This is a genomic window from Paraburkholderia aspalathi (assembly GCF_900116445.1).
In the GTDB taxonomy this organism is placed as follows: domain Bacteria; phylum Pseudomonadota; class Gammaproteobacteria; order Burkholderiales; family Burkholderiaceae; genus Paraburkholderia; species Paraburkholderia aspalathi.
The window spans coordinates 24,531-49,298 of the sequence record NZ_FPBH01000040.1 but is presented as its reverse complement, the minus strand read 5'-3'; the positions used below and the strand labels follow the sequence as shown (position 1 = coordinate 49,298).

27 protein-coding genes are annotated in these 24,768 nt (G+C 63.8%); 18 read left to right on the top strand and 9 right to left on the bottom strand.

Annotated elements, in window-relative coordinates; all coding sequences use genetic code 11:
• Positions 1-11: 11 nt before the first annotated feature.
• The 5 genes from BM438_RS38890 to BM438_RS38865 all read right to left on the bottom strand — a co-directional run bounded on the left by BM438_RS38890 (position 12) and on the right by BM438_RS38865 (position 4,914).
• Positions 12-1,082 (bottom strand): homocysteine S-methyltransferase family protein, encoded by a 1,071-nt coding sequence (locus BM438_RS38890; RefSeq protein ID WP_093645692.1) that lies wholly within the window; start codon positions 1,080-1,082, stop codon positions 12-14.
• 303 nt (positions 1,083-1,385) lie between these two features.
• Complete coding sequence (locus BM438_RS38880) at positions 1,386-1,643, bottom strand: BTH_I0359 family protein (protein WP_007179533.1); 258 nt, start codon at positions 1,641-1,643, stop codon at positions 1,386-1,388.
• Positions 1,644-1,760: 117 nt separating this feature from the next.
• Positions 1,761-2,549 carry an alpha/beta fold hydrolase gene (locus tag BM438_RS38875; RefSeq protein ID WP_093645687.1) on the bottom strand — a complete coding sequence of 263 codons (789 nt, stop codon included), beginning with the start codon at positions 2,547-2,549 and terminating at the stop codon, positions 1,761-1,763.
• 156 nt (positions 2,550-2,705) lie between these two features.
• Positions 2,706-4,001, bottom strand: a complete 1,296-nt coding sequence (locus BM438_RS38870; RefSeq protein ID WP_093645684.1) for a DUF3108 domain-containing protein — start codon at positions 3,999-4,001, stop codon at positions 2,706-2,708.
• Positions 4,002-4,011: 10 nt separating this feature from the next.
• Positions 4,012-4,914 (bottom strand): IclR family transcriptional regulator, encoded by a 903-nt coding sequence (locus BM438_RS38865; RefSeq protein WP_093645682.1) that lies wholly within the window; start codon positions 4,912-4,914, stop codon positions 4,012-4,014.
• Positions 4,915-5,040: 126 nt separating this feature from the next.
• On the opposite strand from BM438_RS38865, the gene BM438_RS38860 reads away from it, so the two are divergent.
• The 6 genes from BM438_RS38860 (at position 5,041) to rfaE2 (ending at position 11,559) form a co-directional block, all read left to right on the top strand.
• The gene (locus BM438_RS38860) at positions 5,041-6,024 is read left to right on the top strand and encodes a fumarylacetoacetate hydrolase family protein (RefSeq protein ID WP_093645679.1); all 984 of its coding nucleotides are present in this window, start codon (positions 5,041-5,043) and stop codon (positions 6,022-6,024) included.
• A gap of 270 nt (positions 6,025-6,294) precedes the next feature.
• Positions 6,295-7,515, top strand: a complete 1,221-nt coding sequence (locus BM438_RS38855; protein ID WP_093645676.1) for an ABC transporter substrate-binding protein — start codon at positions 6,295-6,297, stop codon at positions 7,513-7,515.
• 102 nt (positions 7,516-7,617) lie between these two features.
• A complete protein-coding gene (locus BM438_RS38850; protein WP_093645674.1) occupies positions 7,618-8,514 on the top strand; it encodes an enoyl-CoA hydratase/isomerase family protein in 897 nt (298 codons plus the stop codon).
• Positions 8,515-8,709: 195 nt separating this feature from the next.
• A complete protein-coding gene (locus BM438_RS38845; protein ID WP_093645671.1) occupies positions 8,710-9,489 on the top strand; it encodes a PhaM family polyhydroxyalkanoate granule multifunctional regulatory protein in 780 nt (259 codons plus the stop codon).
• 587 nt (positions 9,490-10,076) lie between these two features.
• On the top strand, positions 10,077-10,949 hold the full coding sequence (locus BM438_RS38840; protein ID WP_054035670.1) for a ferritin family protein: 873 nt from the start codon (positions 10,077-10,079) through the stop codon (positions 10,947-10,949).
• Positions 10,950-11,076: 127 nt separating this feature from the next.
• A complete protein-coding gene (gene rfaE2, locus BM438_RS38835; protein ID WP_054035671.1) occupies positions 11,077-11,559 on the top strand; it encodes a D-glycero-beta-D-manno-heptose 1-phosphate adenylyltransferase in 483 nt (160 codons plus the stop codon).
• A gap of 3 nt (positions 11,560-11,562) precedes the next feature.
• Here the strand turns inward: rfaE2 and BM438_RS38830 are convergent, their stop codons facing one another.
• The 3 genes from BM438_RS38830 to BM438_RS38820 all read right to left on the bottom strand — a co-directional run bounded on the left by BM438_RS38830 (position 11,563) and on the right by BM438_RS38820 (position 13,595).
• On the bottom strand, positions 11,563-11,802 hold the full coding sequence (locus BM438_RS38830; protein WP_093645669.1) for a hypothetical protein: 240 nt from the start codon (positions 11,800-11,802) through the stop codon (positions 11,563-11,565).
• 75 nt (positions 11,803-11,877) lie between these two features.
• Entirely contained in the window at positions 11,878-12,693 is an 816-nt protein-coding gene (locus BM438_RS38825) for a type III pantothenate kinase (RefSeq protein ID WP_093645666.1), read from the bottom strand.
• Positions 12,690-13,595: a biotin--[acetyl-CoA-carboxylase] ligase gene (locus BM438_RS38820; RefSeq protein WP_093645664.1), complete on the bottom strand. Its 906-nt coding sequence runs from the start codon at positions 13,593-13,595 to the stop codon at positions 12,690-12,692. Before BM438_RS38820 ends, BM438_RS38825 begins: the two co-directional genes overlap by 4 nt.
• Positions 13,596-13,701: 106 nt before the next feature.
• Here BM438_RS38820 and BM438_RS38815 point away from each other — a divergent pair, with 106 nt between their 5' ends.
• The 10 genes from BM438_RS38815 (at position 13,702) to BM438_RS38770 (ending at position 22,475) form a co-directional block, all read left to right on the top strand.
• Positions 13,702-14,835: an MlaE family ABC transporter permease gene (locus BM438_RS38815; RefSeq protein ID WP_093645661.1), complete on the top strand. Its 1,134-nt coding sequence runs from the start codon at positions 13,702-13,704 to the stop codon at positions 14,833-14,835.
• On the top strand, positions 14,832-15,710 hold the full coding sequence (locus tag BM438_RS38810) for an ABC transporter ATP-binding protein (RefSeq protein ID WP_093645659.1): 879 nt from the start codon (positions 14,832-14,834) through the stop codon (positions 15,708-15,710). The genes BM438_RS38815 and BM438_RS38810 overlap by 4 nt, the downstream gene beginning before the upstream one ends.
• Positions 15,711-15,726: 16 nt before the next feature.
• Positions 15,727-16,713 carry an MlaD family protein gene (locus tag BM438_RS38805; RefSeq protein WP_093645656.1) on the top strand — a complete coding sequence of 329 codons (987 nt, stop codon included), beginning with the start codon at positions 15,727-15,729 and terminating at the stop codon, positions 16,711-16,713.
• Between the two features lie 34 nt (positions 16,714-16,747).
• Complete coding sequence (locus tag BM438_RS38800; protein ID WP_093645654.1) at positions 16,748-17,374, top strand: ABC-type transport auxiliary lipoprotein family protein; 627 nt, start codon at positions 16,748-16,750, stop codon at positions 17,372-17,374.
• A gap of 31 nt (positions 17,375-17,405) precedes the next feature.
• Complete coding sequence (locus BM438_RS38795) at positions 17,406-18,563, top strand: VanZ family protein (protein ID WP_093645651.1); 1,158 nt, start codon at positions 17,406-17,408, stop codon at positions 18,561-18,563.
• A 153-nt stretch (positions 18,564-18,716) separates the two neighbouring features.
• Complete coding sequence (locus tag BM438_RS38790; RefSeq protein ID WP_054035677.1) at positions 18,717-19,040, top strand: (2Fe-2S) ferredoxin domain-containing protein; 324 nt, start codon at positions 18,717-18,719, stop codon at positions 19,038-19,040.
• Positions 19,041-19,048: 8 nt separating this feature from the next.
• Positions 19,049-19,693, top strand: coding sequence for an alpha/beta hydrolase (locus BM438_RS38785; protein WP_093645649.1), 645 nt, complete (start codon positions 19,049-19,051; stop codon positions 19,691-19,693).
• 344 nt (positions 19,694-20,037) lie between these two features.
• Positions 20,038-21,267 carry a D-alanyl-D-alanine carboxypeptidase family protein gene (locus BM438_RS38780; protein ID WP_093645646.1) on the top strand — a complete coding sequence of 410 codons (1,230 nt, stop codon included), beginning with the start codon at positions 20,038-20,040 and terminating at the stop codon, positions 21,265-21,267.
• Between the two features lie 13 nt (positions 21,268-21,280).
• On the top strand, positions 21,281-22,234 hold the full coding sequence (locus tag BM438_RS38775; RefSeq protein WP_093645644.1) for a D-amino acid aminotransferase: 954 nt from the start codon (positions 21,281-21,283) through the stop codon (positions 22,232-22,234).
• Positions 22,206-22,475, top strand: a complete 270-nt coding sequence (locus BM438_RS38770; protein WP_054035680.1) for a DUF493 family protein — start codon at positions 22,206-22,208, stop codon at positions 22,473-22,475. The genes BM438_RS38775 and BM438_RS38770 overlap by 29 nt, the downstream gene beginning before the upstream one ends.
• Before the next feature lie 35 nt (positions 22,476-22,510).
• Here BM438_RS38770 and BM438_RS38765 read toward each other — a convergent pair whose 3' ends face one another.
• Positions 22,511-23,479, bottom strand: a complete 969-nt coding sequence (locus BM438_RS38765; RefSeq protein ID WP_093645641.1) for a transcriptional regulator GcvA — start codon at positions 23,477-23,479, stop codon at positions 22,511-22,513.
• Between the two features lie 98 nt (positions 23,480-23,577).
• On the opposite strand from BM438_RS38765, the gene BM438_RS38760 reads away from it, so the two are divergent.
• Both BM438_RS38760 and lipB read left to right on the top strand, forming a co-directional pair.
• Positions 23,578-23,904, top strand: coding sequence for a DUF2917 domain-containing protein (locus BM438_RS38760; RefSeq protein WP_093645639.1), 327 nt, complete (start codon positions 23,578-23,580; stop codon positions 23,902-23,904).
• Positions 23,905-24,039: 135 nt separating this feature from the next.
• Positions 24,040-24,765, top strand: coding sequence for a lipoyl(octanoyl) transferase LipB (gene lipB / locus BM438_RS38755; RefSeq protein WP_093645637.1), 726 nt, complete (start codon positions 24,040-24,042; stop codon positions 24,763-24,765).
• Positions 24,766-24,768 lie beyond the last annotated feature (3 nt).

Below are 24,768 nucleotides of genomic sequence, written 5' to 3'. Positions count from 1 at the left end.
AGTCGCCGGGCTCAGGCCGCGTCGCGGTATTGCGTCGGCCATTGGCGCGGCTTCACTTCAGCCAGCGCCTTGGCAATCGCCGCAATATGCTCCGGCGTCGTGCCGCAGCAGCCGCCGGCGATATTCACGAGGCCTGCCTGCGCGAACTCCTTCAGCAATCCCGACGTATCCGCCGGCAATTCGTCGAAGCCCGTATCGCTCATCGGATTCGGCAAACCGGCGTTCGGATAGCACGACACATAGGTGTCGCACAGCTTGGCCAGTTCGGCGATGTACGGGCGCATCAGCGCCGCGCCCAGTGCGCAGTTCAAACCAAAGGTGAGCGGCTTGGCGTGACGCAGCGAGTTCCAGAAGGCCTCGACGGTTTGTCCCGAGAGAATCCGGCCCGATGCATCCGTGACGGTGCCCGAAATCATGATCGGCAGACGCTCGCCGGTGTCTTCGAACAGCTCGTCCAGCGCGAACAGCGCGGCCTTGGCGTTGAGCGTGTCGAAGATCGTTTCAACGAGGAACAGATCGCAGCCGCCGTCGAGCAAAGCCTTTGCCTGCTGGTAATACGCCGTGCGCAGTTCGTCGAACGTCACGTTGCGTGCGCCCGGATCGTTCACGTCAGGGGAAATGCTCGCTGTTTTCGGCGTCGGTCCGATCGCGCCGGCGACGAAGCGTGGCTTGTCGGGCGTCGAGTATTTGTCGCAGGCAGCGCGTGCCAGCTTCGCCGATTCGAGATTCATCTCGATGGCGAGGTCTTCCATTCCGTAGTCGGCTTGCGCAACCGTGGTCGCACCGAACGTGTTGGTTTCGATGATATCCGCGCCCGCCGCGAGGTACTGCTCGTGAATCTCGCCGATGATCTGCGGCTGCGTGATCGACAGCAACTCATTGTTGCCCTTGATGTCGCGTCCATAGTCCTTGAAGCGCTCGCCACGATAGCGGGCTTCGTCGAGCTTGTAGCGCTGGATCATCGTGCCCATTGCGCCGTCCAGAATCAGGATGCGCGACTTGAGCAGCGCGGGCAGCGCCGTGCCGCACGTGTAGGCGGCGTCGGGACGGACTGGCGTGGCGGATTGAGCAGGCTGGTTCATGGCGGACGAGGGCTTGCGCCGGCTTTTCGGGAAACCTGTCATTGTAGCCGCTGTGGGGCGGTCCCGCCCGGCATGCGCTCAGCAGGCGGATGCGCGTGCCGCGGCAACGGTGGCTGGGGCTGTGGCCGCAGCGGAAACAAACAGAGGAAATGACAAAGGAAACTACAGGGGAAACAAAACGGCCCAGTCAGGTGAAAGCCTGCTGGGCCGCGTTACTTCAACTGACCGCCTTATAGAGGCCGCCGGCTAAGCCGGTCGGCGCGGTCGATATATGTCGCCAAACCGTTACGTTTAACCCTTCAGTTAGTGAAGAATCACCGGTTGATGCATCAGGCTGTCGAATTGCCCGAGGAATTCGTCTACCTCATCCAGCGACGGTTCCTCTTCGATCAGCTTTTGCACATGCTCGCGGAAACGCGCTGCCATTGCACCATCAATGTAGATTTCGCGCTGCATGTTCTTGTCGACGATCTCGTAGCCGCCTGATTTCATGGCCAGCGGGCCTTCCTGCGGCGGAAACTCGACGACACAATAGTTGGGGCTGTTATAGATCATTTGCATGGCGACACTCCTTATTTCCGTTGGCTCCTGGCCATTCCTGCGCCATAGGTGGAGCTTGTGGTGTGGAATTCAAGGGGTGGGTCCGGATTGACGCTTGTACAGTTCCGAACCTACCGGTTAGACCGGCTTTCCAAGAAACGTTTCAAGCAGTGCAGCAAAACGGTGAGATTGCTCGATGGGCGCGAGATGAGCGGCATCGAGTAGTTCGAACTGCGCGCCTTGGATGGCGTCTGCTATTGCCTGCGTAGCAGCAGGTAGCGTGCCCGTGTCATGGCGGCCTCCCACGGCCAATGTTGGGCGACGAATTGTTCCCAGCTTACCGCGTAGATCGAAATCGCGCAGGGCTTCGCACGCCATGGCGTAGCCTTCTGGCAACGTATGGCTCAGCACGTCGCGAATCTGCTCGACGGCTTCGGGATGTGCTGCCTGGAAATCGGGCGTCAGCCAGCGGCTCAATGTTGCGGGCACGAGGGACGCCATGCCCTCCGTGCGCGCCGTTGCCGCACGTTGGTCCCATATCGCGCGGCCTTCGGGCGGCGTGCCGCTCGTGGTGTCGGCAGCGGTCAGCGTGTCGACGCGCGACGGGTAGTCCAGCGTGAATTGCTGCGCGATCATGCCACCCATCGACATGCCGACGAGATGCGTGGTGGGTGCGCCGAGCGCATCGAGCAGCGCGGCGAGATCGCGGGACAGATCGGCGACGCTGAACGGTTCGCTCGATACCGCAGTCTTGCCGTGGCCGCGCAGGTCGTAGCGCAACACGGTGTACTCGTCGCGGAAATAGCCGGCGAGCTGGTCCCAGACAGACAGATCGCCGCCGAGCTGATGAATGAACGTCAGCCACGGGCCGCCGCCCTCATTGCTCAGGACATAGCGCGTCTCGATACCGTTGATTTTCACTTGCATGCAGGCTCCTTGAAGGGAACGCGGTGGAAAGAGCCGTTTGCGCGCTTCTCCCGCCGTCACTATACCTACGTGGCGGCCGCGCGAACGGTTGCGGTTCACGTGCGATTGAGCCGCGTCGCGGAAGTTTCAGCGATCTGTTCGAGACTCTGCTCGGGTTCAGGGTTTTTCGGGCGCGTTGCCGGGCACGGTCGTATCGACCGAGGGGGTGGTTTCGGGTGTTGGTGCGGGTGAGTTGCCGGGTGGCTGGTTTGCCGAATTGTCAGGTGAAGTATTGCCGGCGCCGCTGGTGCCATTAGAACCACTCGTGCTGTCAACGCTGCTGCCCGTACCGTCCGCATTGAGCTTGCCGCGCCACACCAGTTCGAATTGCGTGCCATTCGGCTCGGTCTGCATGATTCGCGCGGGCAGCCAGCCAAGCGAAGGCGCGAGCCAAACGTCGATACGGCGCAGATCGCCGTCATGGCGAGGCAAGCGTTTGAAGTGGCGCGTCTCGAGGTAGCCCTGCGCGGTGCGGATGGTTTCGTCGCCGATCGTCTCGACTGGCCAGTTCTCGCCGCTGTTGTTATCGACCACAAAGAATTGCCGCGTCACGCCCGGCTTATAGGCGGCCGGGTCGCCGCGCACGAGGCTGGCGAGTTGCATCACCATGCTGAAACGGTCTTGCGCGCCGTCGGGCAGCGGCAGCGTGGTGGGCGTGCGCGTGAAGGCGATATTTTTATCGGTGCGATTGAAGATCGCCACGTCTTCCGGACGACGGCCGCGCTTTTCGATGTATTGATCCGGCGCGAGGCCGAATGCGTCGATGCGGCCATGGCTCGAATACACGAACGTGCCGACGAACGGCAGCGGCACGGAGACGACCATTTCGTAACTCTGCGCGTTGCTGGTCCAGTGGATGGTGCCGGGCTGGTTGCGCACGCCGTTGTAGAACGTGTCGTACTGCAGTTCGCCTGATGGCGGAACGGAGAATTTCACGCCCGCGGCAGCGTGAGGCGCGCTCGCAGCAGCGGGTGCGCTGGCCGTGCCGGCGGCGGTTGCGCCCGCCTTGGCGTTGGTATCGGGTTGACTCGCTGCAGCCGATGCGCTCGCCGCGGCATCCGATGCGGCCGCGACCGCAGGTGCCTGCTTTGCCGGTTGCGTCGCCGTCAACACGTGTTCACGCGGCTTGCTTGCAACGGCCTTGTGCGCCGGAGCCGGCGTTGCTGCTTGCTGCGCGTCGGTAGCGGGTTTGCGTTCGACACGCTCGGGTGTCAGCAGTGCAACCTGCACGGGGACATGTTCGTTGTCTGATGGATTGAGCGACGCGCGGTTGCGCTCGACCCATTGCGCCGCAATCCAGTGCAGGACGGCCACCGCCAGCAGAACCGCCAGCCATCGCCCCACCCGCAAACCGGCGCGCGGCCCGACGGGCGGCGTGCGATCAGAGCGTTGTGCGGCGGAAGGTGAGGACATGGGTGAATCGTCAGCGTGGCGTTGCACTATACCCGAGCTCATACGAGAGCTTTTGCGCACATTCGCGCAGCGCCGTATCGATCTCGCCGCCCCAGCGGATATCGAATGCACCCTCATGACCGAGCGCGACCAGGCCGAGCGCGAGATCACCGGTCGAGTCGAAGACCGGCATGCAGAACGCGTGGATGGTCGGCAGCAACATGCCCTCCACACGCGCTGCTTCGTGCTGCCGCACGTCTGTCAGCGCCCGTTCGACTTCGTCCCGCGTGCGCGGCCCGCCCATGTGCGACGAGCGGCGCGAATCGGCCAGTTCGCGCTCCAGCATCGCGGCGGTCTTGCTCGACGGCAGATAGGCGGCAAACAGCAGGCCGGTGGCGGAACTGAGCAGCGGCATCACGTCGCCGAGCTTGAGCGACGCCTTGGCCGGATGACTCGATTCCATCCAGTGGACCATCGTCGGCCCCTGATTGCCCCACACCGCGATGCCTACGGTCAGATCGAGCCGGTCGCGCAGTTCGGCAAGCGCAATGCGCGCGAGCTTCACGCCATCGACGCGCGCAAGCCGCGCGAGCCCCAATTGCAACGCGAAGCCGCCCAGTTCGTAGCGGCCCGACAGCGGATCCTGCGCCACCACGCCGAGGCGCAGGAAGCTCACCAGATAGCGGTGCGCTTTCGCCGGGCTCATACCGGCACGCTGCGCCAGATCGCGCAGCATCATCGCGCGCGGTTCGTGGGTGAGCACCTCGAGCAATCTGAAACCGACTTCGATCGACTGGATGCCCGAGCGCAGTTTTTCCTCGCCGGTCTCGACGCTTTCGTCGTCGGATTCGGGCGCGTCGAGCGGTTCCTGCGGTTCAGCGGAAGCGGAGTCGGTATCGGTGCGGATCGCGCCGGAGCGGGCAATTGGAGGCATGAGCGAGGCGCATCGAGCGCGTTCAAAAGACAGTGAGAGAGGCGTTAGACGCAAGGGCGCTTGGGCCGCGCCGATTCACCATCGTAGAATAGATTCCTTCTATCGTCACTAACGGTTCACTCCCCTATGAAACTTGCCACGCTGAAGGACGGTACGCGCGACGGTCAGCTGATCGTCGTGTCCCGCGACCTGCATACCGCGGCCGTCGCCGACGCGATCGCGCCCACCATGCAGCGCGTGCTCGACGACTGGGCCTTCTACGCGCCGCAATTGCAGGATCTGTACGACGCGCTCAACCAGGGCCGGGCGCGCAACACCTTCCCGTTCGACGCCAAAGAATGCATGGCGCCGCTGCCGCGCGCGTTCCAGTGGGCCGACGGTTCGTCGTACGTGAATCATGTGGAGCTGGTGCGCCGCGCGCGTGGCGCGGAAATGCCGCCGGAATTCTGGACCGATCCGCTGATGTATCAGGGCGGCAGTGACGACTTCATCGGCCCGAAAGACGACGTGCTGTGCGCATCTGAAGAATTCGGCATCGACTTCGAAGCGGAAGTCGCCGTGATCACCACCGACGTGCCGATGGGCGCCACGCCCGACCAGGCGCTCAGGAGCGTGCGTCTGGTGACGCTCGTCAACGACGTTTCTCTGCGCAATCTGATCCCCGCCGAACTCGCGAAGGGCTTCGGCTTTTTCCAGAGCAAGCCGGCCACGTCGTTTGCGCCGGTCGCGGTCACGCCCGACGAACTCGGCGAGAGCTGGCGCGAAGGGCGCCTGCACCGGCCGATGATCGTCCACTGGAACAACAAGAAGGTCGGCCAGCCCGATGCCGGCACCGACATGGTGTTCCATTTCGGCCAACTGATCTCGCACGCGGCGAAAACGCGCAACCTTCGCGCCGGTGCGATTGTCGGCTCGGGCACGGTGTCGAACAAGGACGCTAAGCGCGGCTATTGCTGTATCGCTGAAAAGCGCTGCCTCGAGACCATCGAGCACGGCGCGCCGCAAACCGAGTTCATGAAGTTCGGCGATACCGTGAAGATCGAGATGTTCGACGAAGCCGGCAAGTCGATTTTCGGTTCAATCGATCAGGGCATCGCGCCGCTGGATTGATGCGCCGGTTTGGTGCGGACCGCGGCAATCAGGACCGCGCCGCGTGCGCTTCATTGCTTACGAAAGGGTTTCGCCCGATGCCGCCGTCACGACGCGCCGCTACACTGACTGGCGCGGCGGCGGCCCCGGGATAGCGGCTGTCCGTTGATCGCGAAACCAATGCAAAACCATCGCGAAGCCGCACGTGAGCAGGACATAAGCAACGCATAAGTAACACCCAGCAGCACATCGGCGCTACATCAAAACGAAAAACCGAGGTGAGGAGACAGCATGCCGCGATTTGAAACCACCGAACGAGGAATCCAGGGCGCTCGCGCATTGAGCGTACGCGCAACACCATCGTGCCGCGGACTCGCCCGTCTTGCCGCCGCGCTGTGTGCCGCGTTGCCCGCCATCGCCATTGCGCAGGCGAAGATCGGCCTCGTGCTGTCGCTGACCGGGCCAGCAGCTTCGCTCGGTATTCCCGCGCGCGACACAGTCACACTGCTGCCCAAACAGATCGGCGGTCAGAGCGTCGAATACATCGTGCTCGACGACGCGTCCGACACCACGCAGGCCGTGCAGGACACGAAGAAGCTGATCTCCGAGAATCATGTCGACGCGATCATCGGCTCGTCGATCACGCCGAATTCGCTCGCGATGATCGACGTGGTGGCCGATGGCGAAACACCCATGATCTCGCTGGCCTCGTCGGCGAAAATCATCGACCCGGTGGATGCGAAACGCCACTGGGTATTCAAGACCCCGCAGACCGATGCGATGATGGCCTCGGCGATTGCCGCTCACGCCAGTACGCACGGCGTCAAAACGATCGCGTTCATCGGCCAGGCCGACGCGCTCGGCGAAACCTTCTACACCGAAGTCGCGAAGTTCGCGCAACTGCATCACATCAACGTGGTGGCGAGCGAGCGCTTCAATCGCACCGATCCGAGCGTGACCGGCCAGGTTCTGAAGATTCTTGCGACTCATCCGGATGCAGTGGTGGTCGGCGCGGCCGGCACGCCCGCCGCGCTGCCGCCGAAAACCCTCAGGGAACGCGGCTACAAAGGGCTGATCTATCACAATCACGGCGTGGGCAATAACGACTTCCTGCGGGTGTGCGGCGCCGACTGCAACGGCACGTTCCTGCCCGCGAGCCCGGTGCTGGTCGCCGCGCAATTGCCGGCGGACCATCCGGCCAAACGTCTCGCGCTCGACTACATCGCGCGCTTCGAGGCGTTGCGTGGACCGGGCAGCGTGTCGGCGTTCGGCTCGTACACGTGGGACGCCGGCATGCTGCTCAGCAACGCGGTACCGATCGCGCTCAAGGTGGCCGCCCCCGGCACGCCGGAATTTCGCGGTGCGTTATGCGATGCGCTGGAAGCGACGCGTGGTCTTGCGGATACCAACGGCGTGGTCAACATGAGCGCCACTGATCACCTCGGACTCGATCAACGGGCGCGTGTAATGGTCGAGATCATGAATGCGAAGTGGGTTTATCAGCCGCATTGAAATTTTGCTGGGTTTGCGCGGGTCTAGCGCGGAATATGGCAAATGTGCCCTTAGCTTAGGGCGACGGTTTCAACCGACATACCGATAGACGGATTGCTCATCATGTCTCAGGCAACACACAGTAACGACGCGTTTTACGCGCACTACCACTCGCTGCAATTGCACCGCCATCCGCATGGCGTGCTCGAAGTCGTGATGAGCGGCGAGGGTGCGAACAAGAGCGGCCTCGCCACCGCTAATGCGCGAATGCACTTCGAACTCGCCGAAATCTGGCGCGATATCGATCGGGATCCCGACACGCGTGTCGCGATCATTCGCGGCGAGGGCAAGGGCTTTTCGGCCGGCGGCGACCTGCAACTGGTCGAAGGCATGGCGACCGATTTCGACGTCCGCGCACGCGTGTGGCGCGAGGCGCGCGACCTGGTCTACAACGTGATCAACTGCAGCAAGCCGATCGTTTCGGCAATGCACGGTCCTGCGGTCGGCGCGGGGCTCGTGGCCGGGCTGCTCGCAGACATCTCGATCGCGACGAAGTCGGCGCGCATTATCGACGGCCATACGCGTTTGGGCGTGGCAGCCGGTGATCACGCGGCCATCGTCTGGCCACTCCTGTGCGGCATGGCCAAGGCCAAGTACTACCTGCTGCTGTGTGAGCCGGTGAGCGGGGAGGAGGCTGAGCGGATCGGCCTCGTGTCGCTCGCCGTCGACGAAAACGATCTGCGGCCCAAAGCCTTCGAAGTCGCGCAAAAACTCGCCAACGGCTCGCAAACGGCGATTCGCTGGACCAAGTACGCGCTGAACAACTGGCTGCGCTCGGCGGGGCCGGCGTTCGATACGTCGCTGGCACTGGAATTCATGGGCTTCGCCGGGCCGGATGTGCGCGAGGGCGTGAACTCGCTGCGTGAGCGGCGCGCGCCGGATTTTGGCGGCGCGGACCCGTGGAATGGGCAGCCGCGGCACACACCGGGCGGCGGCGCATCGGGCGGTGGGCGCTCCTGAAACAGGAGGCCGGCGCGTATTGCGCAAAGCCCCGCCGGTCGGCACTTGAGGTGCTGCGCGAGCGGGGCAAACATGGGGCAAGCAGCAGCCCAAACTAAGCGCGATTCGCAGCACCGCGCGCGGTATGATCGAATTCGAATCAAACGCGCGCGGGACGGCGCTATTTCCTTCCCTTTATGCAGCGAGGCGACAAGCATGACTGATACATCTGGCACCACGCCGCCCTTTCCGGGCTTTCCCGGTTTCCCGCCCGCTGAAATGCTCGAACGCATGTGGGGCATGATGCGTCTCTCGCCGTTCGGCTCGGCGTTTTCGGGCGCGCAGCCTGGCAGCAACCTCGGGCCGTCGCTGTCGATGATGTCCGACATGATGGCGCCGCTTACCAACGTCGAAGAGCTCGATAAGCGCATCACCGATATGCGCGCGGTCGAGCAGTGGCTCAAGCTGAATCTGAACATGCTGCAGTCCGCCATTCAGGCGCTCGAAGTGCAGCGCGCCACGCTCGCGACGCTGCGTGCGTTTGGTGCGTTCGCGCAGTCGTCGATGGCGCAGCCGGCTTCCGCGGCTGCCGCGCCGAGTCCCTCGCCGACCGGCTGGCCGCACCCGGAAGCCTCTGCGGCTTCGGCCAGTGCAAGCCCATCGGCCGCGCCCGAACCGGCAGCCGAAGAAGGCGAAGCCGCCGCGGCACCGCCGTTCGATGCCTCCGGCTGGTGGAACCTGCTGCAATCGCAGTTCAATCAGATCGCCCAGTTTGCGATGACGCAGCCAGGCGCCGCGGCGGAAGGTTCGGTAATGGACTCGCCAGAAGGCGCGGCGAGCGCTTCAGCATCGGCCGGCGAAGCGGCGGCTGACGCGCCGGAAGGGGCCGCGGCCAAACGGCCTGCAGCGAAACGGGCAGCGCCGTCGGCTTCAACGACTACGAAGCGCGCAGGCAGTACGAGCGCCGCTCCCCGAGCGACGAAAAAGGATATTTGACGGCAGGAATGAAACGGGTCGGCGCGATCTGTGCGCCGACAGCGTGCGCAGCCGTGCCGACCGGCGGCGCTAACGAAGTGAATTCGCCGCCTGTCATGGTTTTGACCCCGATCGTCCGCCACACTCCGTGAATCGGGCTGTTTATTGAGACAAGTCAATCAGGCGCGGGAATTGCGTCTGCTAAGGCACGGGAACCGTAAAGTCAGCGTGCTATCATTGTGTAAGCTTCATTTGGCTTTTGGGCGTGCGCTGAAAACAACCCATGCGACCCGTCCTTGCGCCATTCGCCGCCGGTACCACCGGCGCAGAGCTGGACGGTGCGGATTCATCGCAGACTGGCTCGACCTCAGGCATAGGGTATCCCTCACCCACGGTTGGCCGCGCAGCGCGTAACTTCTGGTTAGCAGCGCCGCGCAAACGCCGGACTTCTTTGCTGCCCGGTGCATCTAGGCGGCCGATTACCGCGTAAAATTGAATGCTTGGCCGATAAACGGTGCACAAAACGGTGCGTTTCGTTCGTCATAAGCAAAAGTGCTACACGTAGTAGTTACAGACACAGACAGTATGCGCAGAACAGGGGTGGGACTATGAACACCATGCTTTATCCGGAACTTTATAAATCGCTCGAATCCGTTCGATGGGACATGGAGAAAGACATTCCCTGGGACAAGTTCGATGCATCGCTATTGACCGACGAGCAGGCAGCGACGATCAAGATGAACGCGATCACCGAATGGTCGGCGTTGCCCGCCACGGAAATGTTCCTCCGTGACAACCATCACGACAGCGATTTTTCCGCGTTCATGAGCGTGTGGTTCTTCGAAGAACAGAAGCATTCGCTGGTGCTGATGGAATATCTGCGCCGTTTCAAGCCGGAAATGTGCCCGACCGAAGAAGAACTGCACGCCGTGCGCTTCGAATTCGATCCGGCGCCGCCGCTCGAAACGCTGATGCTGCACTTCTGCGGCGAAATCCGCCTGAATCACTGGTATCGCCGTGCTGCCGAATGGCACACCGAGCCGGTCATCAAGGCCATCTACGAAACCATTTCGCGCGACGAAGCGCGTCATGGCGGCGCATACCTGCGCTACATGAAGAAAGCGATGGTGCAAACCGGCGACATCGCGCGTGCTGCGTTCGCCAAGATCGGCGTCCTGATGGCATCGGCGCGCCGCACGGAAAAGCCGCTGCATCCCACCAACCTGCACGTGAATCAGGCGCTGTTCCCGCGCGACACGATTCAATCGCGTCTGCCGGATCCGGAATGGCTCGAACGCTGGCTCGACGAGCAGATCCGTTTTGACGACGGTTGGGAAAAGAAGGTAGTCGAGCGGATTCTGCATAACCTGTCGATTCTGTTCGAGCGCACGTTCAACACGGCGCAGGAACTGAACCGTTATCGCAAGGAAGTCGTGCTGCGCTTGCAGGCCGATCAGAAATCGGCTGAACAGCCGGCTTGATGGGTTCAGGTTCGCGGTTTTAGAGTTTCAGGAACGGCCCGGCAGGCGTGAGCTTGCTGGGCCGTTTTGCTTCATGCCGTCCGGCGTGTATCGTGGCGGCACTTCTTTTTTCTTTTGCGACTCCGTCATGGCCGCTACTTTTGAACGCAAGATTTTTACGCGCGATGCGCTGGTGAAGCTCCGCGCTTCGATGTCCGCACCGGTTGTATTTACCAATGGTGTGTTCGACATCCTGCATCGCGGGCATGTGACATATCTGGCCGACGCCAAAGCACTCGGCGCTTGCCTGATTGTCGGCGTCAATAGCGATGCCTCCGTGCGCATGCTAGGCAAAGGCGATGACCGGCCGATCAATAACGAGGCTGACCGGATGGCTTTGCTGGCGGCGCTGGAGAGCGTCGATTATGTGGTTTGTTTTGGCGAGAAGACGCCCGTGGAGCTGATTTCGGCGCTGCGTCCGGATGTGCTCGTCAAAGGCGGCGACTACGACATGGATGTGTTGCCGGAGTCGGCCATTGTGCGGGGCTGGGGAGGCAAGGCTTTAGCGATTCCGTTCGAGCATGAACGGTCGACTACCGCGTTATTGAAGAAGGTTCGCGCGCAAGGGTGATCTTTACTGCGGCAGCGCAGATGCCGCGATCGGCGCCGTCGGCGCCGGGCCGCCTACCACGGCCTGGTCGGCGGCTTCGGCTGCCGTGACGGGCCGCACCTTCAACCACTCCGCATGGAGCTGGCGGTTCAGGTGGTTCGGCTCTCGGCCGCCGGCTGTGGGCGTCGGGCCGAATACGCCGCGCATCGCGACGAATGCCAGCATATTGGCAAGAAACAGGATGGCGATCAGCCAGCGCAGCATCGTTAGTATTCCCCGTTAATAAGTTCAGCCGCCGTTCTCGCGCTGCTATCCCGCCGTTGTCCGGAAGGTCGCGGCTCAGGCGTCGCGTTCCATCGCGTGCTCGGCCGCAATCAGCGCAAGCCCCGACAGCACCAGCGAATCGTGGCGAGTATGCGGCACTTTTAGCGCACTTGTCACTTCGTCCACGGCGCCGCCGCTTACCACCAGGCGCACCGGCACCTGCCATTCGTCCTGCAAGTCACGCCACATGCGTTCGATCAGACCGGCTTGCGCCAACGTGCATCCGGCCGACAACGAGCGCGGCGTGTCTGTCGCGAAGAATGGGCCGCGACGCTCGCGCTCAGACGGGGCGTCCTCATCGAGCAGGCCGCGCGCAGCATGGGCGTCGAGTGTCGGCAGTTGCGCCGTGTGCTCGCCGAGCGAGCGCATCATAAGAGTCCAGCCCGGCGCAATCAGGCCGCCGACAAAGCTACCGTCCGCACGCAGCGCTTCAAGCGTGGTTGCCGTGCCGAACGTTGCAATGAGCAGGTTCTCGCCGGGAAACGCCGCGTGCGCGCCGATCAGGCCCGCCCAGCGATCGCTGCCGAGCGCATGCGGCGTCGTGTAGCTATTGGTCACGCCGCACTGCTGCGCAGAGGCGCGGATCGTCGTGCGCGGCAGTTGCGGCCAGTGAGCGTCGAGTAGCGCGGCAATCCGTGCCGCGACGCTTTCGCCCGCCACGTTGGATAACCATGCGCCGCTCGGCGTCGGCAACGTCGACCATTCCGGCAGGTCAACGCCGCCGTGCGCGAGCGCGCCGGCTGCGATTTGCGTACCGTCCGGCTGCACCAGCGCCCACTTGACGCGGCTATTGCCCGCGTCGATTAACAGATAAGGCGCGCCGCTCGTCATGCCGTATCGTCGGCCAGACGCAGCGAGACGTCACCGGTCGCGACGGCGAGACGCCCGGCCGCCGTATTGAGCAGCAGTTGTCCGCTTTCGTCGACACCTGTGGCTACGCCGCGCGCCAGCTCTTTACCTTGCTCCAGCAGCACGACTTCGCGGCCTGCGTAGGCGTGCACCGCGTTCCAGCGCGTCTGGAACGGTGCGAAGCCTTCCGCGCCGAAGCGCTGCAGCGCGGGTTCGAGCGCGTTCAGTTCCGCAGCCAGCGTATCGGTGAGGTTCGCATTCGGCAGCGCGCGTTGCAGTGCGGTCGGTGTGGCGCCGCGCGCTTGCGCCGGCACATTCGCGTTGAGCGCGCCGACCTTGGCGGCGAGCTCGTCCGCACCCTTTACATTGGTGCCGATACCGATCACCACGGCGCTCGCTTCGTCCGTGCTCCATGCGGTTTCGATCAGGATGCCGGCCAGCTTGTCGCCTTCGAACAGCACGTCGTTGGGCCACTTCAGCGCGATCTGCCCCGGACCCGCGACCGGTAACGAACGCAGCCCGTCGACCAGCGCCACGCCCACCGCGAGACTCAAGCCCGCCAGCCCTTCAAGCGGGCGCGGCAGCACACATGCCACCGAAAACAACAACGCATTGCCCGGTTCCGCATACCATGGGCGGCCACGACGGCCGCGGCCCGCGGTTTGCAGATACGCGACCCGCACGATCGGTCGCGGCAGTGCGCCGGCCTTGCGCGGCAATGCCTTGACGCGCGTCATCAGGTCGGCGTTGGTCGAGCCGGTTTCCTCGACGATTTCGATCGGCCAGTCGTGCGCATGCGCACCGAACAGCGCGACGGCGCGCTCACGGTCGATGCGCCAGTCGGAGGCCGCAGCGGCTTGGGGTGGGGTCTTGGAGGCGTTCATGTCTCATATTGTAGCCACTGCGAACGCCAGGAGTCCGTGAGCACGGTTCAAGCGCCGCGCCTTCGTTACAATGACCCCTAATCCGATAACCAGATTCCAGCGATCCTTGAACTACGACACTCCGCCCGGCCTTGAAGTCGCGGCCGGCAGCCAAGGCAAGATCGTCCGGCTTTCGGGCCAGTGGACGGCGCTCGCGCTCGCACGCGACAAGGCCACTGGCCACGTGATCCCGCTGTTGCACTCGCTGGCTGGCGCTACGGGCATCCGCCAGTGGGACCTGTCGCGTATCGACCGGATGGATCACGTCGGCGGTCAGGCGCTGTGGCGCGTGTGGGGCCACAAGATGCCCCCGGACACCACGCTCACCGATACGCAACGCGACATTTTCGAGCGCATCGCGCTGCTCGACACGGCGCGCGAAAAAGTCGAGCCGGTGGTCAAGTTCGATCCGTTCACCCGGCTGGGCCTCTCGATCTTCTCGTTCTTCGAGCACCTGTACGGCGGGTTCGGCATGCTCGGGCAGGTCGTGCTCGATCTTCTCGCGATCGCGCGCAAACCGAAGATCACGCCGTGGACTGAGATCTCCGCGAACATCTATAACGCCGGCGCCAAGGCCTTGCCGATCACCGCGCTGGTCGCATTTCTGATCGGCATCGTGCTGAGCTATCTGTCGGCGCAGCAACTGCGGCTTTTTGGCGCGAATCAGTACATCGTCAATATTCTCGGGCTGTCGGTGATTCGCGAACTGGGACCGGTGCTGTCGGCGATTCTGGTGGCGGGCCGCTCGGGCTCGGCGATTACCGCGCAGATCGGCGTGATGCGCGTCACCGAAGAACTCGACGCGATGCGTGTGATGGGCATCCCGCACGGCCTGCGATTGATTTTGCCGCGCGTGGTCGCGCTCGGCGTCGCCATGCCGCTCCTCGTGATGTGGACTAACATCATCGCGTTGACGGGCGGCGCGCTCGCCGCGAAGATCGTCCTCGGAATCGACATGAGCTACTTCGCGCGCGCCTTGCCGGGCGTGGTGCCGGTCGCGAATTTGTGGATCGGCCTTGGCAAAGGCGTTGCGTTCGGCATGCTGATCGCGATTGTCGGCTGTCACTTCGGCTTCCGTATCAAGGCGAATTCGCAAAGCCTCGGCGAAGGCACGACGACCTCGGTGGTGACCTCGATCACCATCGTGATTCTCGCGGACGCGGTGTTCGCGATCCTCTTCCAGAACGTGGGGCTAGGATGATCGCGCCACTCACCCAGGCCGTACGCGGCCAACCGATGCCCGAAATCGCGGAGCCGGTGATCGAGGTGATCGACATCACCAAGCGCTACGGCCGCAACATCGTGCATCAGCATCTGAATTTCGACGTGCGGCGCGGCGAGATCGTCTCGATCGTGGGCGGCTCGGGCTCGGGCAAGACCACGCTGGTGCGGCAGATTTTGGGCCTGGAGCGGCCGTCGTCGGGAACCATCAAGCTGTTTGGTCAGGACATTGCGACCATTTCGCCCGAAGACGCGCTGCTCATGCGTAGCCGCTCCGGGATGCTGTTTCAGCGCGGCGCGCTGTTCTCGTCGCTCTCGGTGTTCGACAACGTCGCGCAGCCCTTGCGCGAACTCGGCAAGGTGCCCAGCGACCTGCTGCGCGACATCGTGATGCTCAAGCTCGAAATGGTCGGTCTGCCGTGCAAGCACGCGTCGAAGATGCCGTCGGCGCTGTCGGGCGGGATGATCAAGCGCGTGGGCATTGCGCGCGCCATCGCGCTCGAGCCCGAGTTGCTGTTTCTCGACGAACCGACCGCCGGCCTCGATCCGCAGGCGTCGGATGAATTCGTCGAACTGATTTCCGCGCTGCATCGCGCGCTCGGTCTGACGGTGGTGATGGTCACGCACGATCTCGACACGATGATCGCGCTGTCCACCCGCGTCGCCGTGCTGGCGGATCGCAAGGTGCTGGTCGCCGCGCCGGTCGAAGAGGCGGCGGGCGTCGATCATCCTTTTATCCGGGAATATTTCCTCGGCCTGCGCGGGCGTCGCGCGCTGCAGGCGCTGCCGCCGGAACGCCGCGCGAAATTGCCGCGCGCCGCGCTCGAATCGGCATCGTCCGAATTGCCGCTGTGAACCAGGGAACCTGACTATGGAAAACAAATCACATGCCTTCTGGGCAGGGATCTTCACGGTGGCCTTGCTGGCTGCGATCGCAGTGGCGGCTTTTTTGTTCAACGTCGACCGTTCCGTGCGGGTGCCGTACGATCTGATTGCGCGCACCAATGTCACGGGGCTCTATACCGACGCGGCGGTGCGCTATCGCGGGCTCGACGTCGGCAAGGTGCAGTCGATCAAATTCGATCGGGATCATCCTGGGCAAATCCTGATCCGCATCCTCGTCGACACGCACGCGCCGATTACGCATTCCACGTTCGGCAGCCTCGGGTTCCAGGGCGTGACGGGTATCGCCTTCATTCAGCTGGATGACAGTGGGCGCGATCCGACGCCGCTCGCGTCGTCGGCGAAAGCGGTGGCGCAATTGCCGATGCGTCCGGGCTTGCTCGATCAATTGCAGCAACGCGGCGACGTTTTGCTGCGCAAACTCGAAAGAGTCACTGACGACGTCGACAATCTGTTATCGCCGGAAATGGTCAGCCAGTTGCAGGGCACGGTAGCGAGCCTTCAGAAGGCCGCCGACGGCGTCGCCACGCTGACCCAGCAGATGGCGCCGGCAGCCGGCAAGCTGCCCGGCACGATCAACGCACTGGATCGCACGCTGGCGTCGACCAATCAGTTGATCACCAGTCTGAACCGCCCGGACGGGCCGTTCGAAACCAACCTGAACAAGGTCGGAACGGCGGCGCAGCAAGCGGGCGACGCACTGGTGTCGATGGACAGTTCGATCCAGGAGTTGTCGGCGCGCGTCGGTTACGACACGCTGCCGCGCGTCAATTCGCTCGCCGAAGACGTGCGCTCGGCGGCCCGTTCCGTGGACCGCGCTGCCGATACGTTCAGCACCAATCCGCGCAGCGTGCTGTTCGGTGCGCCGCGTTCGGCGCCGGGTCCTGGAGAGGCCGGTTTCTCATGGCCCGCCGCGCGCGCTGCTGCGCCCGGGGTTACACCCGCCGCCAAATGAAATGATTTGCAGGTTTTGAAGAAGGAAGATTGTCATGTCACGCTTGACCCACCGATTGTTGTCCTCTGGCGCCACGCTTGCGATGCTGCTCGCGTTCGGCGTGCTGGCCGCGGGTTGCGCCGGCACCCCCGCGGCGATCTCGGACATCCGCTACGACCTCGGGCCGCCGAACCCGGCGGCCTCGGCCGGCACGCAGCCGGCGGTGAAGGTGCTCGATGTCACCGCGCCCGACAACCTCGAATCCGACAAGCTGATTTACCGGCTCAGCTACGCCGACGCGCAGCAAACGGCGTCGTACGCGAATAGCCACTGGACCATGGCGCCGTCGCAACTGCTGACCCAGCGGCTGCGCGGTGCGCTCAGTTCGCGTGGCACCGTGCTGACCGGGGCCGACGGCGTGCACGCAGCGGTTCTGAAAGTCGATCTGAGCGAGTTCGAACAGGTCTTCGATAGCCAGTCGGAAAGCCACGCCGCGGTGACCGCGCGCGCCACGTTGACGCAAAACGGCAAAGTGATCGGCCAGCGTACCTTCCTCGCACGCGCGCCGTCCAGTTCGGCGGATGCCGCCGGCGGTGCGCAGGCGCTCGCTACGGCCAGCGACGACCTCGTCGCGCAGATCGGTGCATGGCTCGGCGTGCAGGCGCTGGTCGCCGCGCAATGACCGGCTCGCAGCGCAAAGAACGGAGCGCTGCATGAGCGTTAAGCCCTGGCAGCGCCGCCCGTCGGCGCTCGCCCGGCAGACGTTGGGGCTGTATACGGCGCTGATCGTCTACGGTTCGTGGTATCCGTTTTCCGGTTGGCGTTCGCTCGGCCTTGCTCCGTTTGCCTATCTGTCCGATCCCATGCCGCAGTACCTGACGGCGTTCGACGTCGTCACGAACGTGCTCGGCTATATGCCGTTCGGCGCGCTGGTGGTGCTCGCGGTGTATCCGCGCTGGCGGGGCACGCTGGCGGTCGCGTTGGCTTTCGTGCTCGGTGGCTTGCTGTCGGGCGTGATGGAAGCGGTGCAAACCTATCTGCCGACGCGCGTGGCCTCCAACCTCGACCTGGCCGCCAATGCGCTCGGTGCGCTGCTCGGCGCGGCGATCATGTCGCCGGCCACCGGCGCGTTGCTCGATCGCGGTTTGCTGCGGCGTGCGCGGCTCCTCTGGTTCGAGCGCGAAACGGCAGCGCTTGCCTGTCTCGTCGCCTTGTGGCCGTTCGCGACCATGTACCCGGCGCCGCGGCTTTTCGGTCTAGGCAACTGGCCGCGCGAGCTGTGGCTGCGTTTCGATTCGACGACGCAAGATGCCTTGCTCGCGTGGACGCCGACGGCCTGGCACGTCGGCGCGTGGCCGGCGCTGGTGGCCGCCTGGCTGCCGGACGACGCCTGGGAAGCCGTCATCACCACGCTCAATCTGTTCGCCGCACTGGCTCTCGCCTCGCTGCCGGTGCGCCGCCATGCGCCGCTCGTGCGCCTGTTGATCGTGTTTATCGTCATGACCTTGTGCGTGAAGGCGGGCGCGACCTTTCTGCAATCGCAATCCGGTCTTGCGTTCGACTGGGCGACGCCCGGCGCACTGATGGGGCTCGTGTGCGGCACCGTCGCCGCATTGCTGGCGCTGCGCTTGCGGCGCAGGTCGCGGGCGGCGCTCGCGGGATGCGCGCTGACGGTCGCGCTGGTGTTCGTCAATCTGCTGCCGGTCAATCCGTACTTCGATGCCGTACTGGCGGACTGGCGCCAGGGACGGTATCTGCACTTCAACGGTCTCGCGCACTGGATCGCGTGGATCTGGCCGTATGCGGCGCTGGTGTGGCTCGCCTATCTGGTTGAACAGGTGTGGCTCAAGCGGCGCGTGAGGGGTGCATGAAGCGCGCATGAAGCAGCGGCGGCGCATGCGTGCGGCCCGCCGTCCGCCGTTCAGCGACCGTCAGCCCCGCTCGCTATAATCTTCCGCACAACAGGCGCGCTGCGGCGCTTCCAGCGCCATCCCCACTCTTACAGTCTTGCCTCTCCGGACATCATGGATTCCTACTACAAGTACCACGTCTTCTTCTGTCTCAATCAGCGCGATCCCGGCGCGGAGCGTCCGAGCTGCGCGAATTGCAACGCGCAGGCGATGCAGGAACATGCGAAAAAGCGCGTGAAGCAACTCGGCCTTGCAGGCCCGGGCCAGGTGCGTATCAACAAGGCCGGCTGTCTCGAGCGTTGCGAACTCGGCCCGGCGCTCGTCGTGTATCCGGAAGGCGTCTGGTACACGTATGTCGACGAGAGCGACATCGACGAAATCGTCGATTCGCATCTTGTGAACGGCAAAGTCGTCGAGCGTCTGAAAATCGATCAATAAACCGCGCCATGAATGTACATACGAAGAAGTATCTGATCGACGGCCCAGTGGGCAAGATCGAAGTCGCGCTGGATCTGCCTGACGAGATGCGTGAGAACGGCGCCGCGCCGCGCGGCATCGCGCTGGTTGCGCACCCGCATCCGCTGTTTGGCGGCACGATGGACAACAAGGTCGCGCAGACGCTTGCCCGCACGCTCGTGCAGTTGAATTACGTGACGTACCGCTCGAATTTCCGCGGTGTCGGCGAAACGCAAGGCGAGCATGACGCCGGTATCGGCGAGCGCGACGATCTGCGCGCCGTGCTCGACCACATGCGCGCCCAGGCAGGGCAGGGCGATCTGCCCCTCGTACTGGCGGGTTTTTCGTTCGGCACCTTTGTGCTCTCGCACGTGGCCGCGAAGCTGCGCGAAGAAGGCCAGGCGATCGAGCGAATCGTGTTCGTGGGCACCGCGGCGAGCCGCTGGGAAGTCGCGCCTGTGCCGGAAAACACGCTCGTGATTCACGGCGAAATCGACGATACCGTTCCCATCCAGTCGGTTTTCGACTGGGCGCGGCCGCAGGAATTGCCGGTGGTCGTGATTCCGGGGGCAGAGCATTTTCTGCATCGCAAGCTGCACGTTCTGAAGCGGATCATCGTCGACGCGTGGCGCTAAGGGGCACACTTGGGGACGCACGCGAAGGGCGCCGCGCGTGTTTTCCGGGGTACAGGTATGTGCAAACGCAAATTAATCGCCGACCTTTGCTCAAAGATACCAGGATAGCGCGCGTATAATGAGCGCTCTTTTTTGGGCGCAGCATTGCCCACCCGGCAGTTCGCGCGACGCGTAGCTTCTTGCTCGTGCGCAGCGGTGCCGGATGCGAGGCGTGCTGCGCGAACCGATCGCGTCGCCGGAAGTCCAATGGGCGCCGCGCCGTTTTTACGGCCTGACGCTCGCCGACCGGCTCCTCCAATCTGTGCGCCCTGCGCGCGATGTATTTTTCCGCACGAATCGACCCTATGCGTTTCTCCACCTCCGGCCGCACGTCATTCCCGTCAGTTTCTTCTTTCGTTCCCACTACGCTTCGCCGTGCCGTGACCCTCGGCATCGTGCTGCCGGCAACGCTCGTTGCCAGCACGGCGTTCGCGCAGGTGCCGCCGCCGGCGGTGAACGCGCGCTCGTGGGTGCTTGTCGACGCCACCAGCAATCAGGTGCTCGCCTCGGGCAATGCCGACGAACGCGTCGAACCGGCCTCGCTGACCAAGCTGATGACCGCGTACCTCGTCTTCGAAGCACTGCAGACGAAGAAGATCACGATGGACCAGACGGTGATGCCGAGCGAAGCGGTGCGCCGTGTGCGCACCGACGAATCGCGCATGTTCATCGAAGCCAACAAGCCGGTGACCGTGCACGATCTGGTGTACGGCATGATCATCCAGTCGGGTAACGACGCGGCGATCGCGCTGGCCGAACTGGTGGGCGGGAGTGAAGCGCAGTTCGTCAACATGATGAACACCGAAGCGCAGAAACTCGGCATGAAGAACACGCATTTCGCCGACGTGAACGGCATGCCCGACGCGCAGCACTACACCACGGCGGGCGACCTCGCGGTGCTGTCGGCACGCCTGATTCGTGACTTCCCCGACTACTACAACATCTTCTCGGTCAAGGAATTCACGTACAACAAGATCAAGCAGCCGAACCGCAACCGTCTGCTGTGGATCGACCCGACGGTGGACGGCCTGAAGACCGGTCATACGCAAGCGGCCGGCTACTGCCTGATCGCCAGCGCGAAGCGTCCGCTGCCGGGCGCGGCCGACGGCTCGCGCCGTCTCGTCTCGGTGATGATGGGCGAGGTCAAGGAACACGACCGCGTGCAGGACAGCCTGAAGATGCTGAACTACGGCTACACCGCGTACGACACGGTGCGTCTGTACAAGGCGAACCAGGTGCTGGGCACGCCGCGCGTCTACAAGGGTGCGCAGGACACCGTGCAGATCGGCGTGAAGGGCGATCAGTACATCACCGTGCCGAAGGGCATGGGCGACAAGGTGAAGCCGCAGATCGAGCAGATCGATCCGCTGATCGCACCGATCGCGAACGGTCAGCAGGTCGGCACCGCGAAGCTCGTGGCCGACGGCAAGGTGCTGGCGCAATTCCCGATCGTCGCGTTGCAGGCTGTTCCCCAAGCCGGTGTGGTCGGCCGCGTGTGGGATTCGCTGATGCTGATGTTCAACAAGAAGAAGTAAGAGCCCGATTGCGATGACCGCTGTTTCCGATGTTTCGCTCGATCCGATCGTTTATCTGAACGGCGAGCTGGTGCCCTTGTCCGAAGCGCGCGTGCCCGTTCTCGACCGCGGTTTTATTTTCGGCGACGGCATTTACGAAGTCGCGCCGCTGTATCCGCATGCGAGCGGCCGTACGGCGTTTCGCTTCCGGCATCATCTGGCGCGCCTCGCGCGTTCGCTGGACAAGATCGGCATCGTCAATCCGTTCGACGATACCGGCTGGCGGGAGCTGATCGACCACGTAGTCGCGGCCAATGAAGCAGACGCCGGCCTGCGCGCCGATCAGGACGCGATTGCCTACGTTCAGATCACGCGGGGCGTGGCGAAGCGCGGTCACGCGTTCCCGGCCGGCATCCAGCCGACCGTGTTCGTGATGGTCACGCCGCTGAATCTGCCGGACGCTGCCCAGCGCGCGCAGGGCGTGCGCTGCGTTACCGCCGAAGACCGTCGCTGGCTCAATTGCGATATCAAATCGGTCTCGCTGCTCGGCAATGTTCTGATGGCGCAATACGCAGCTGAAAACGACGCGTTTGAGACGATCCAGTTTCGCGACGGCATGCTGACCGAAGGTTCGTCTTCGAATATCTGGATGGCGAAGGACGGCGTGTTGTATGCGCCGCCGCGCAGCCACAAGATTCTCGAAGGGATTCGCTACAGCCTGATCGAAGAGCTGACGGGCGAATGCGGCATTCGCTTCGAAGCGCGCGAGATCGCCGAAGCCGAGTTGCGTGCCGCCGACGAGATTCTGGTCAGCTCCGCCACCAAGGAAGTGCTGCCGGTCACGCAGCTGGACGGCCAGCCGGTCGGTAGCGGTAAGCCGGGTGCGGTGTTTGCGGCGTTGTACGCGGCCTATCAGCGCGCCAAGGCCAAGGAAGCGCAAGAAGCGCAAGGAGTAGAAAGTGAATCCAGCGAAAGAATCATTGCTTGAGTTTCCGTGCGACTTTCCCATCAAGATCATGGGCAAGTCGCATCCCGAGTTCGCCGAGACGATCGTCACGGTGGTTCGGCAGTTCGATAACGAAGTCGATCCTGCTCGCGTGGAAACGCGGCCGTCGAGCGGCGGCAATTACACCGGTTTGACGGTTACTGTGCGCGCGACCAGCCAGGCGCAGCTCGACGATATTTATCGCGCGCTTACTGGTCATCCGATGGTGAAGGTGGTGCTTTAAGGCCAGCCAGGTCTGTGCCTACGGATGCCTCCGGATTACGGCGTGACGCGCAATGCGTCCGCCGGGAGATCGGCGCTTGCAGCAGAGCCCACCTCGCAAGCCTGCTCGAAAAGCTGTTTGAACCGTCCCACTTCTTCGAATACCCAGGCGCGGAACGCCTTGACGCGCGCGGTTTCGAGCATCTGCGGCGGGCAGATGAAGTAGTACTGCCACGGGCTCGGTCCATCCACATCGAATAGCCGCACAAGGCGGCCTGCCGCGATCTCGTGCATCGCCAGAGAACGGCGCGTGAGCGCGACTCCCTGGCCGTCGATGGCCGCCTGCAACAGGTTCGACGAATCCTGATACAACACACCGCGTTTCGGCTCAGGCCAGTCTGTGAGGCCGGCGGCGTCGAACCACGGGCGCCAGAGTTCGTCGTCCGAGCGCAGCAACTGAACCTTGGCCAGATCGGCCGGCGTTTGCGGCAGCTTGCCGCCGTTGAAATTCGGCGCGCAAGCCGGAAAGAAGATCTCCTCCAGCAGCAACTCCGCGTGCAGCCCCGAATATTTGCCGTAGCCGAAGCGGATCGCCACGTCGACGTCGTCGCGCGCGAAGTCCGTCAGCGCGTTGGTGGACAGCAGTTCGAGGTCCCACTGGGGATGCGCCTCGATAAAGCTGCCGATGCGCGGCGTCACCCAGCGCGCCGCAAACGAGGACAGCATGGACACGACGAGGCGCCGTTCGCGGTCGCCGGCGCGGACTTCACGGGTGGCGTCAGCCAGCGCCATTAACGCGGTGCGCACGCGCGTGGCATAGCGGCGGCCCGTATCCGTGAGCCGCACGCGCTTGCCGTCGCGGGCGAACAGTGCGATGCCCAATTCCTCCTCCAGCGCGCGAATCTGGTGACTGACGGCGCCGTGCGTGACGAACAGCTCGTCGGCGGCGCGCGAGAAGCTCTCGTGGCGGGCGGCGGCTTCGAACGCCTTGATGGCGTTCAGCGGAGGCAATTGCCGGAGATCCATCGCAATATTTCTCACATAGAGGTGAAAATAGATCGTTTTGCGTAAACCCTTGCTACGCCTAGGATTGTAGTCACGAAACGAATTTTGGCGAGGGCATCATGCGAGAAATTTCCTCTAGTATCGGCTTTGAAATCCGCAATGGCGAAACCATTCCTATGAAGGTAGCACGCAGCACCAAGCTGGTCGTGCATGGTGGTGCGGTGTGGGTCACGCGCAGCGACGATACCGAAGACTACTGGCTGCAGCCCGGCCACACGCTGCGGCTGCGGCGCGGTGAACGGCTGTGGTTGAGCGCCGAGGGCAGCACGCATGCGAAGGTCGCGTTTTCAGTGCCGACACGCTGCGATGAGCGTGCGCTCAACTGGCTCGCGCGGGTGGGCGAACGGCTGGCGGCCCGCATGCGTGGGGGCTGGCGCACGGTGTGAGTGCTGGCGGCGCCGTGACGCGATGGCGGAGGGGCGCTGAAGTTGAACGGCGCTCAGGCGCGAAACGAAGCGCCCCGAGTCCTGAAGTGGGCGCGTCCGGCGGGGATGCCCAGATTTCGGTAAACTGCCGGGATCATGTGCACCACCCCGGTTTCCCCGTCCCCCTTGCCCGCCACGGCGCCGCTTACGCTGCGCTGGCTCGGCAACGAACCTTACGAAGCCAGTTTCGAAGCGATGCGCGCGTTCACCGACGCGCGCACCGCCGATACACCCGACGAGATCTGGCTGGTCGAACACCCCCCCGTCTTCACGCTTGGCCAGGCCGGCGACCCGGCGCATCTGCTGGCCGCCGACAGCGGCATTCCGCTTGTGAAAGTCGACCGGGGCGGGCAGATCACGTATCACGGGCCCGGACAGGTGGTTGCCTACCTGTTGCTGGACCTGCGCCGACGCAAGCTGATGGTGCGCGAGATGGTCACCCGGATCGAGCAGGCCGTGATCGACACCCTCGCGGCGTATAATCTCGCCGGAGAACGCAAGGCGGGCGCCCCCGGTATCTACGTGGCGCCAGGGCCAGACGCCGGGTTGCATACCGGCGCCAAGATCGCCGCGCTGGGTCTGAAAATCCGCAACGGCTGCAGCTATCACGGCGCGAGCCTGAATGTGAACATGGACTTGCGGCCGTTTCTGGCCATCAACCCATGTGGCTACGCGGGGCTCGAAACAGTCGATATGGCAACGCTGGGCGTTGCCGCCGGCTGGGACGACGTGGCCCGTACCTTTGCAGCACGCCTCACCGCAAACCTCGACGGCAGTCCCGCGGCCGTCGCCCAACCGCAGGCCGGTGCTCTCACCGCCTGACTG

Excerpts from the sequence above, each read along its gene's own strand:
- BM438_RS38870 (WP_093645684.1), bottom strand. The coding sequence starts at position 4,001 with ATGTCCTCACCTTCCGCCGCACAACGCTCTGATCGCACGCCGCCCGTC.
- BM438_RS38785 (WP_093645649.1), top strand. The coding sequence starts at position 19,049 with ATGAATGTACATACGAAGAAGTATCTGATCGACGGCCCAGTGGGCAAG.
- BM438_RS38800 (WP_093645654.1), top strand. The coding sequence starts at position 16,748 with ATGTCACGCTTGACCCACCGATTGTTGTCCTCTGGCGCCACGCTTGCG.
- BM438_RS38850 (WP_093645674.1), top strand. The coding sequence starts at position 7,618 with ATGTCTCAGGCAACACACAGTAACGACGCGTTTTACGCGCACTACCAC.
- BM438_RS38760 (WP_093645639.1), top strand. The coding sequence starts at position 23,578 with ATGCGAGAAATTTCCTCTAGTATCGGCTTTGAAATCCGCAATGGCGAA.
- BM438_RS38855 (WP_093645676.1), top strand. The coding sequence starts at position 6,295 with ATGCCGCGATTTGAAACCACCGAACGAGGAATCCAGGGCGCTCGCGCA.
- BM438_RS38860 (WP_093645679.1), top strand. The coding sequence starts at position 5,041 with ATGAAACTTGCCACGCTGAAGGACGGTACGCGCGACGGTCAGCTGATC.
- BM438_RS38765 (WP_093645641.1), bottom strand. The coding sequence starts at position 23,479 with ATGGATCTCCGGCAATTGCCTCCGCTGAACGCCATCAAGGCGTTCGAA.
- BM438_RS38840 (WP_054035670.1), top strand. The coding sequence starts at position 10,077 with ATGAACACCATGCTTTATCCGGAACTTTATAAATCGCTCGAATCCGTT.
- rfaE2 (WP_054035671.1), top strand. The coding sequence starts at position 11,077 with ATGGCCGCTACTTTTGAACGCAAGATTTTTACGCGCGATGCGCTGGTG.
- BM438_RS38880 (WP_007179533.1), bottom strand. The coding sequence starts at position 1,643 with ATGCAAATGATCTATAACAGCCCCAACTATTGTGTCGTCGAGTTTCCG.
- BM438_RS38875 (WP_093645687.1), bottom strand. The coding sequence starts at position 2,549 with ATGCAAGTGAAAATCAACGGTATCGAGACGCGCTATGTCCTGAGCAAT.
- BM438_RS38780 (WP_093645646.1), top strand. The coding sequence starts at position 20,038 with ATGCGTTTCTCCACCTCCGGCCGCACGTCATTCCCGTCAGTTTCTTCT.
- BM438_RS38805 (WP_093645656.1), top strand. The coding sequence starts at position 15,727 with ATGGAAAACAAATCACATGCCTTCTGGGCAGGGATCTTCACGGTGGCC.
- lipB (WP_093645637.1), top strand. The coding sequence starts at position 24,040 with ATGTGCACCACCCCGGTTTCCCCGTCCCCCTTGCCCGCCACGGCGCCG.
- BM438_RS38865 (WP_093645682.1), bottom strand. The coding sequence starts at position 4,914 with ATGCCTCCAATTGCCCGCTCCGGCGCGATCCGCACCGATACCGACTCC.
- BM438_RS38795 (WP_093645651.1), top strand. The coding sequence starts at position 17,406 with ATGAGCGTTAAGCCCTGGCAGCGCCGCCCGTCGGCGCTCGCCCGGCAG.
- BM438_RS38810 (WP_093645659.1), top strand. The coding sequence starts at position 14,832 with ATGATCGCGCCACTCACCCAGGCCGTACGCGGCCAACCGATGCCCGAA.
- BM438_RS38845 (WP_093645671.1), top strand. The coding sequence starts at position 8,710 with ATGACTGATACATCTGGCACCACGCCGCCCTTTCCGGGCTTTCCCGGT.
- BM438_RS38825 (WP_093645666.1), bottom strand. The coding sequence starts at position 12,693 with ATGACGAGCGGCGCGCCTTATCTGTTAATCGACGCGGGCAATAGCCGC.
- BM438_RS38820 (WP_093645664.1), bottom strand. The coding sequence starts at position 13,595 with ATGAACGCCTCCAAGACCCCACCCCAAGCCGCTGCGGCCTCCGACTGG.
- BM438_RS38890 (WP_093645692.1), bottom strand. The coding sequence starts at position 1,082 with ATGAACCAGCCTGCTCAATCCGCCACGCCAGTCCGTCCCGACGCCGCC.
- BM438_RS38830 (WP_093645669.1), bottom strand. The coding sequence starts at position 11,802 with ATGCTGCGCTGGCTGATCGCCATCCTGTTTCTTGCCAATATGCTGGCA.
- BM438_RS38790 (WP_054035677.1), top strand. The coding sequence starts at position 18,717 with ATGGATTCCTACTACAAGTACCACGTCTTCTTCTGTCTCAATCAGCGC.
- BM438_RS38775 (WP_093645644.1), top strand. The coding sequence starts at position 21,281 with ATGACCGCTGTTTCCGATGTTTCGCTCGATCCGATCGTTTATCTGAAC.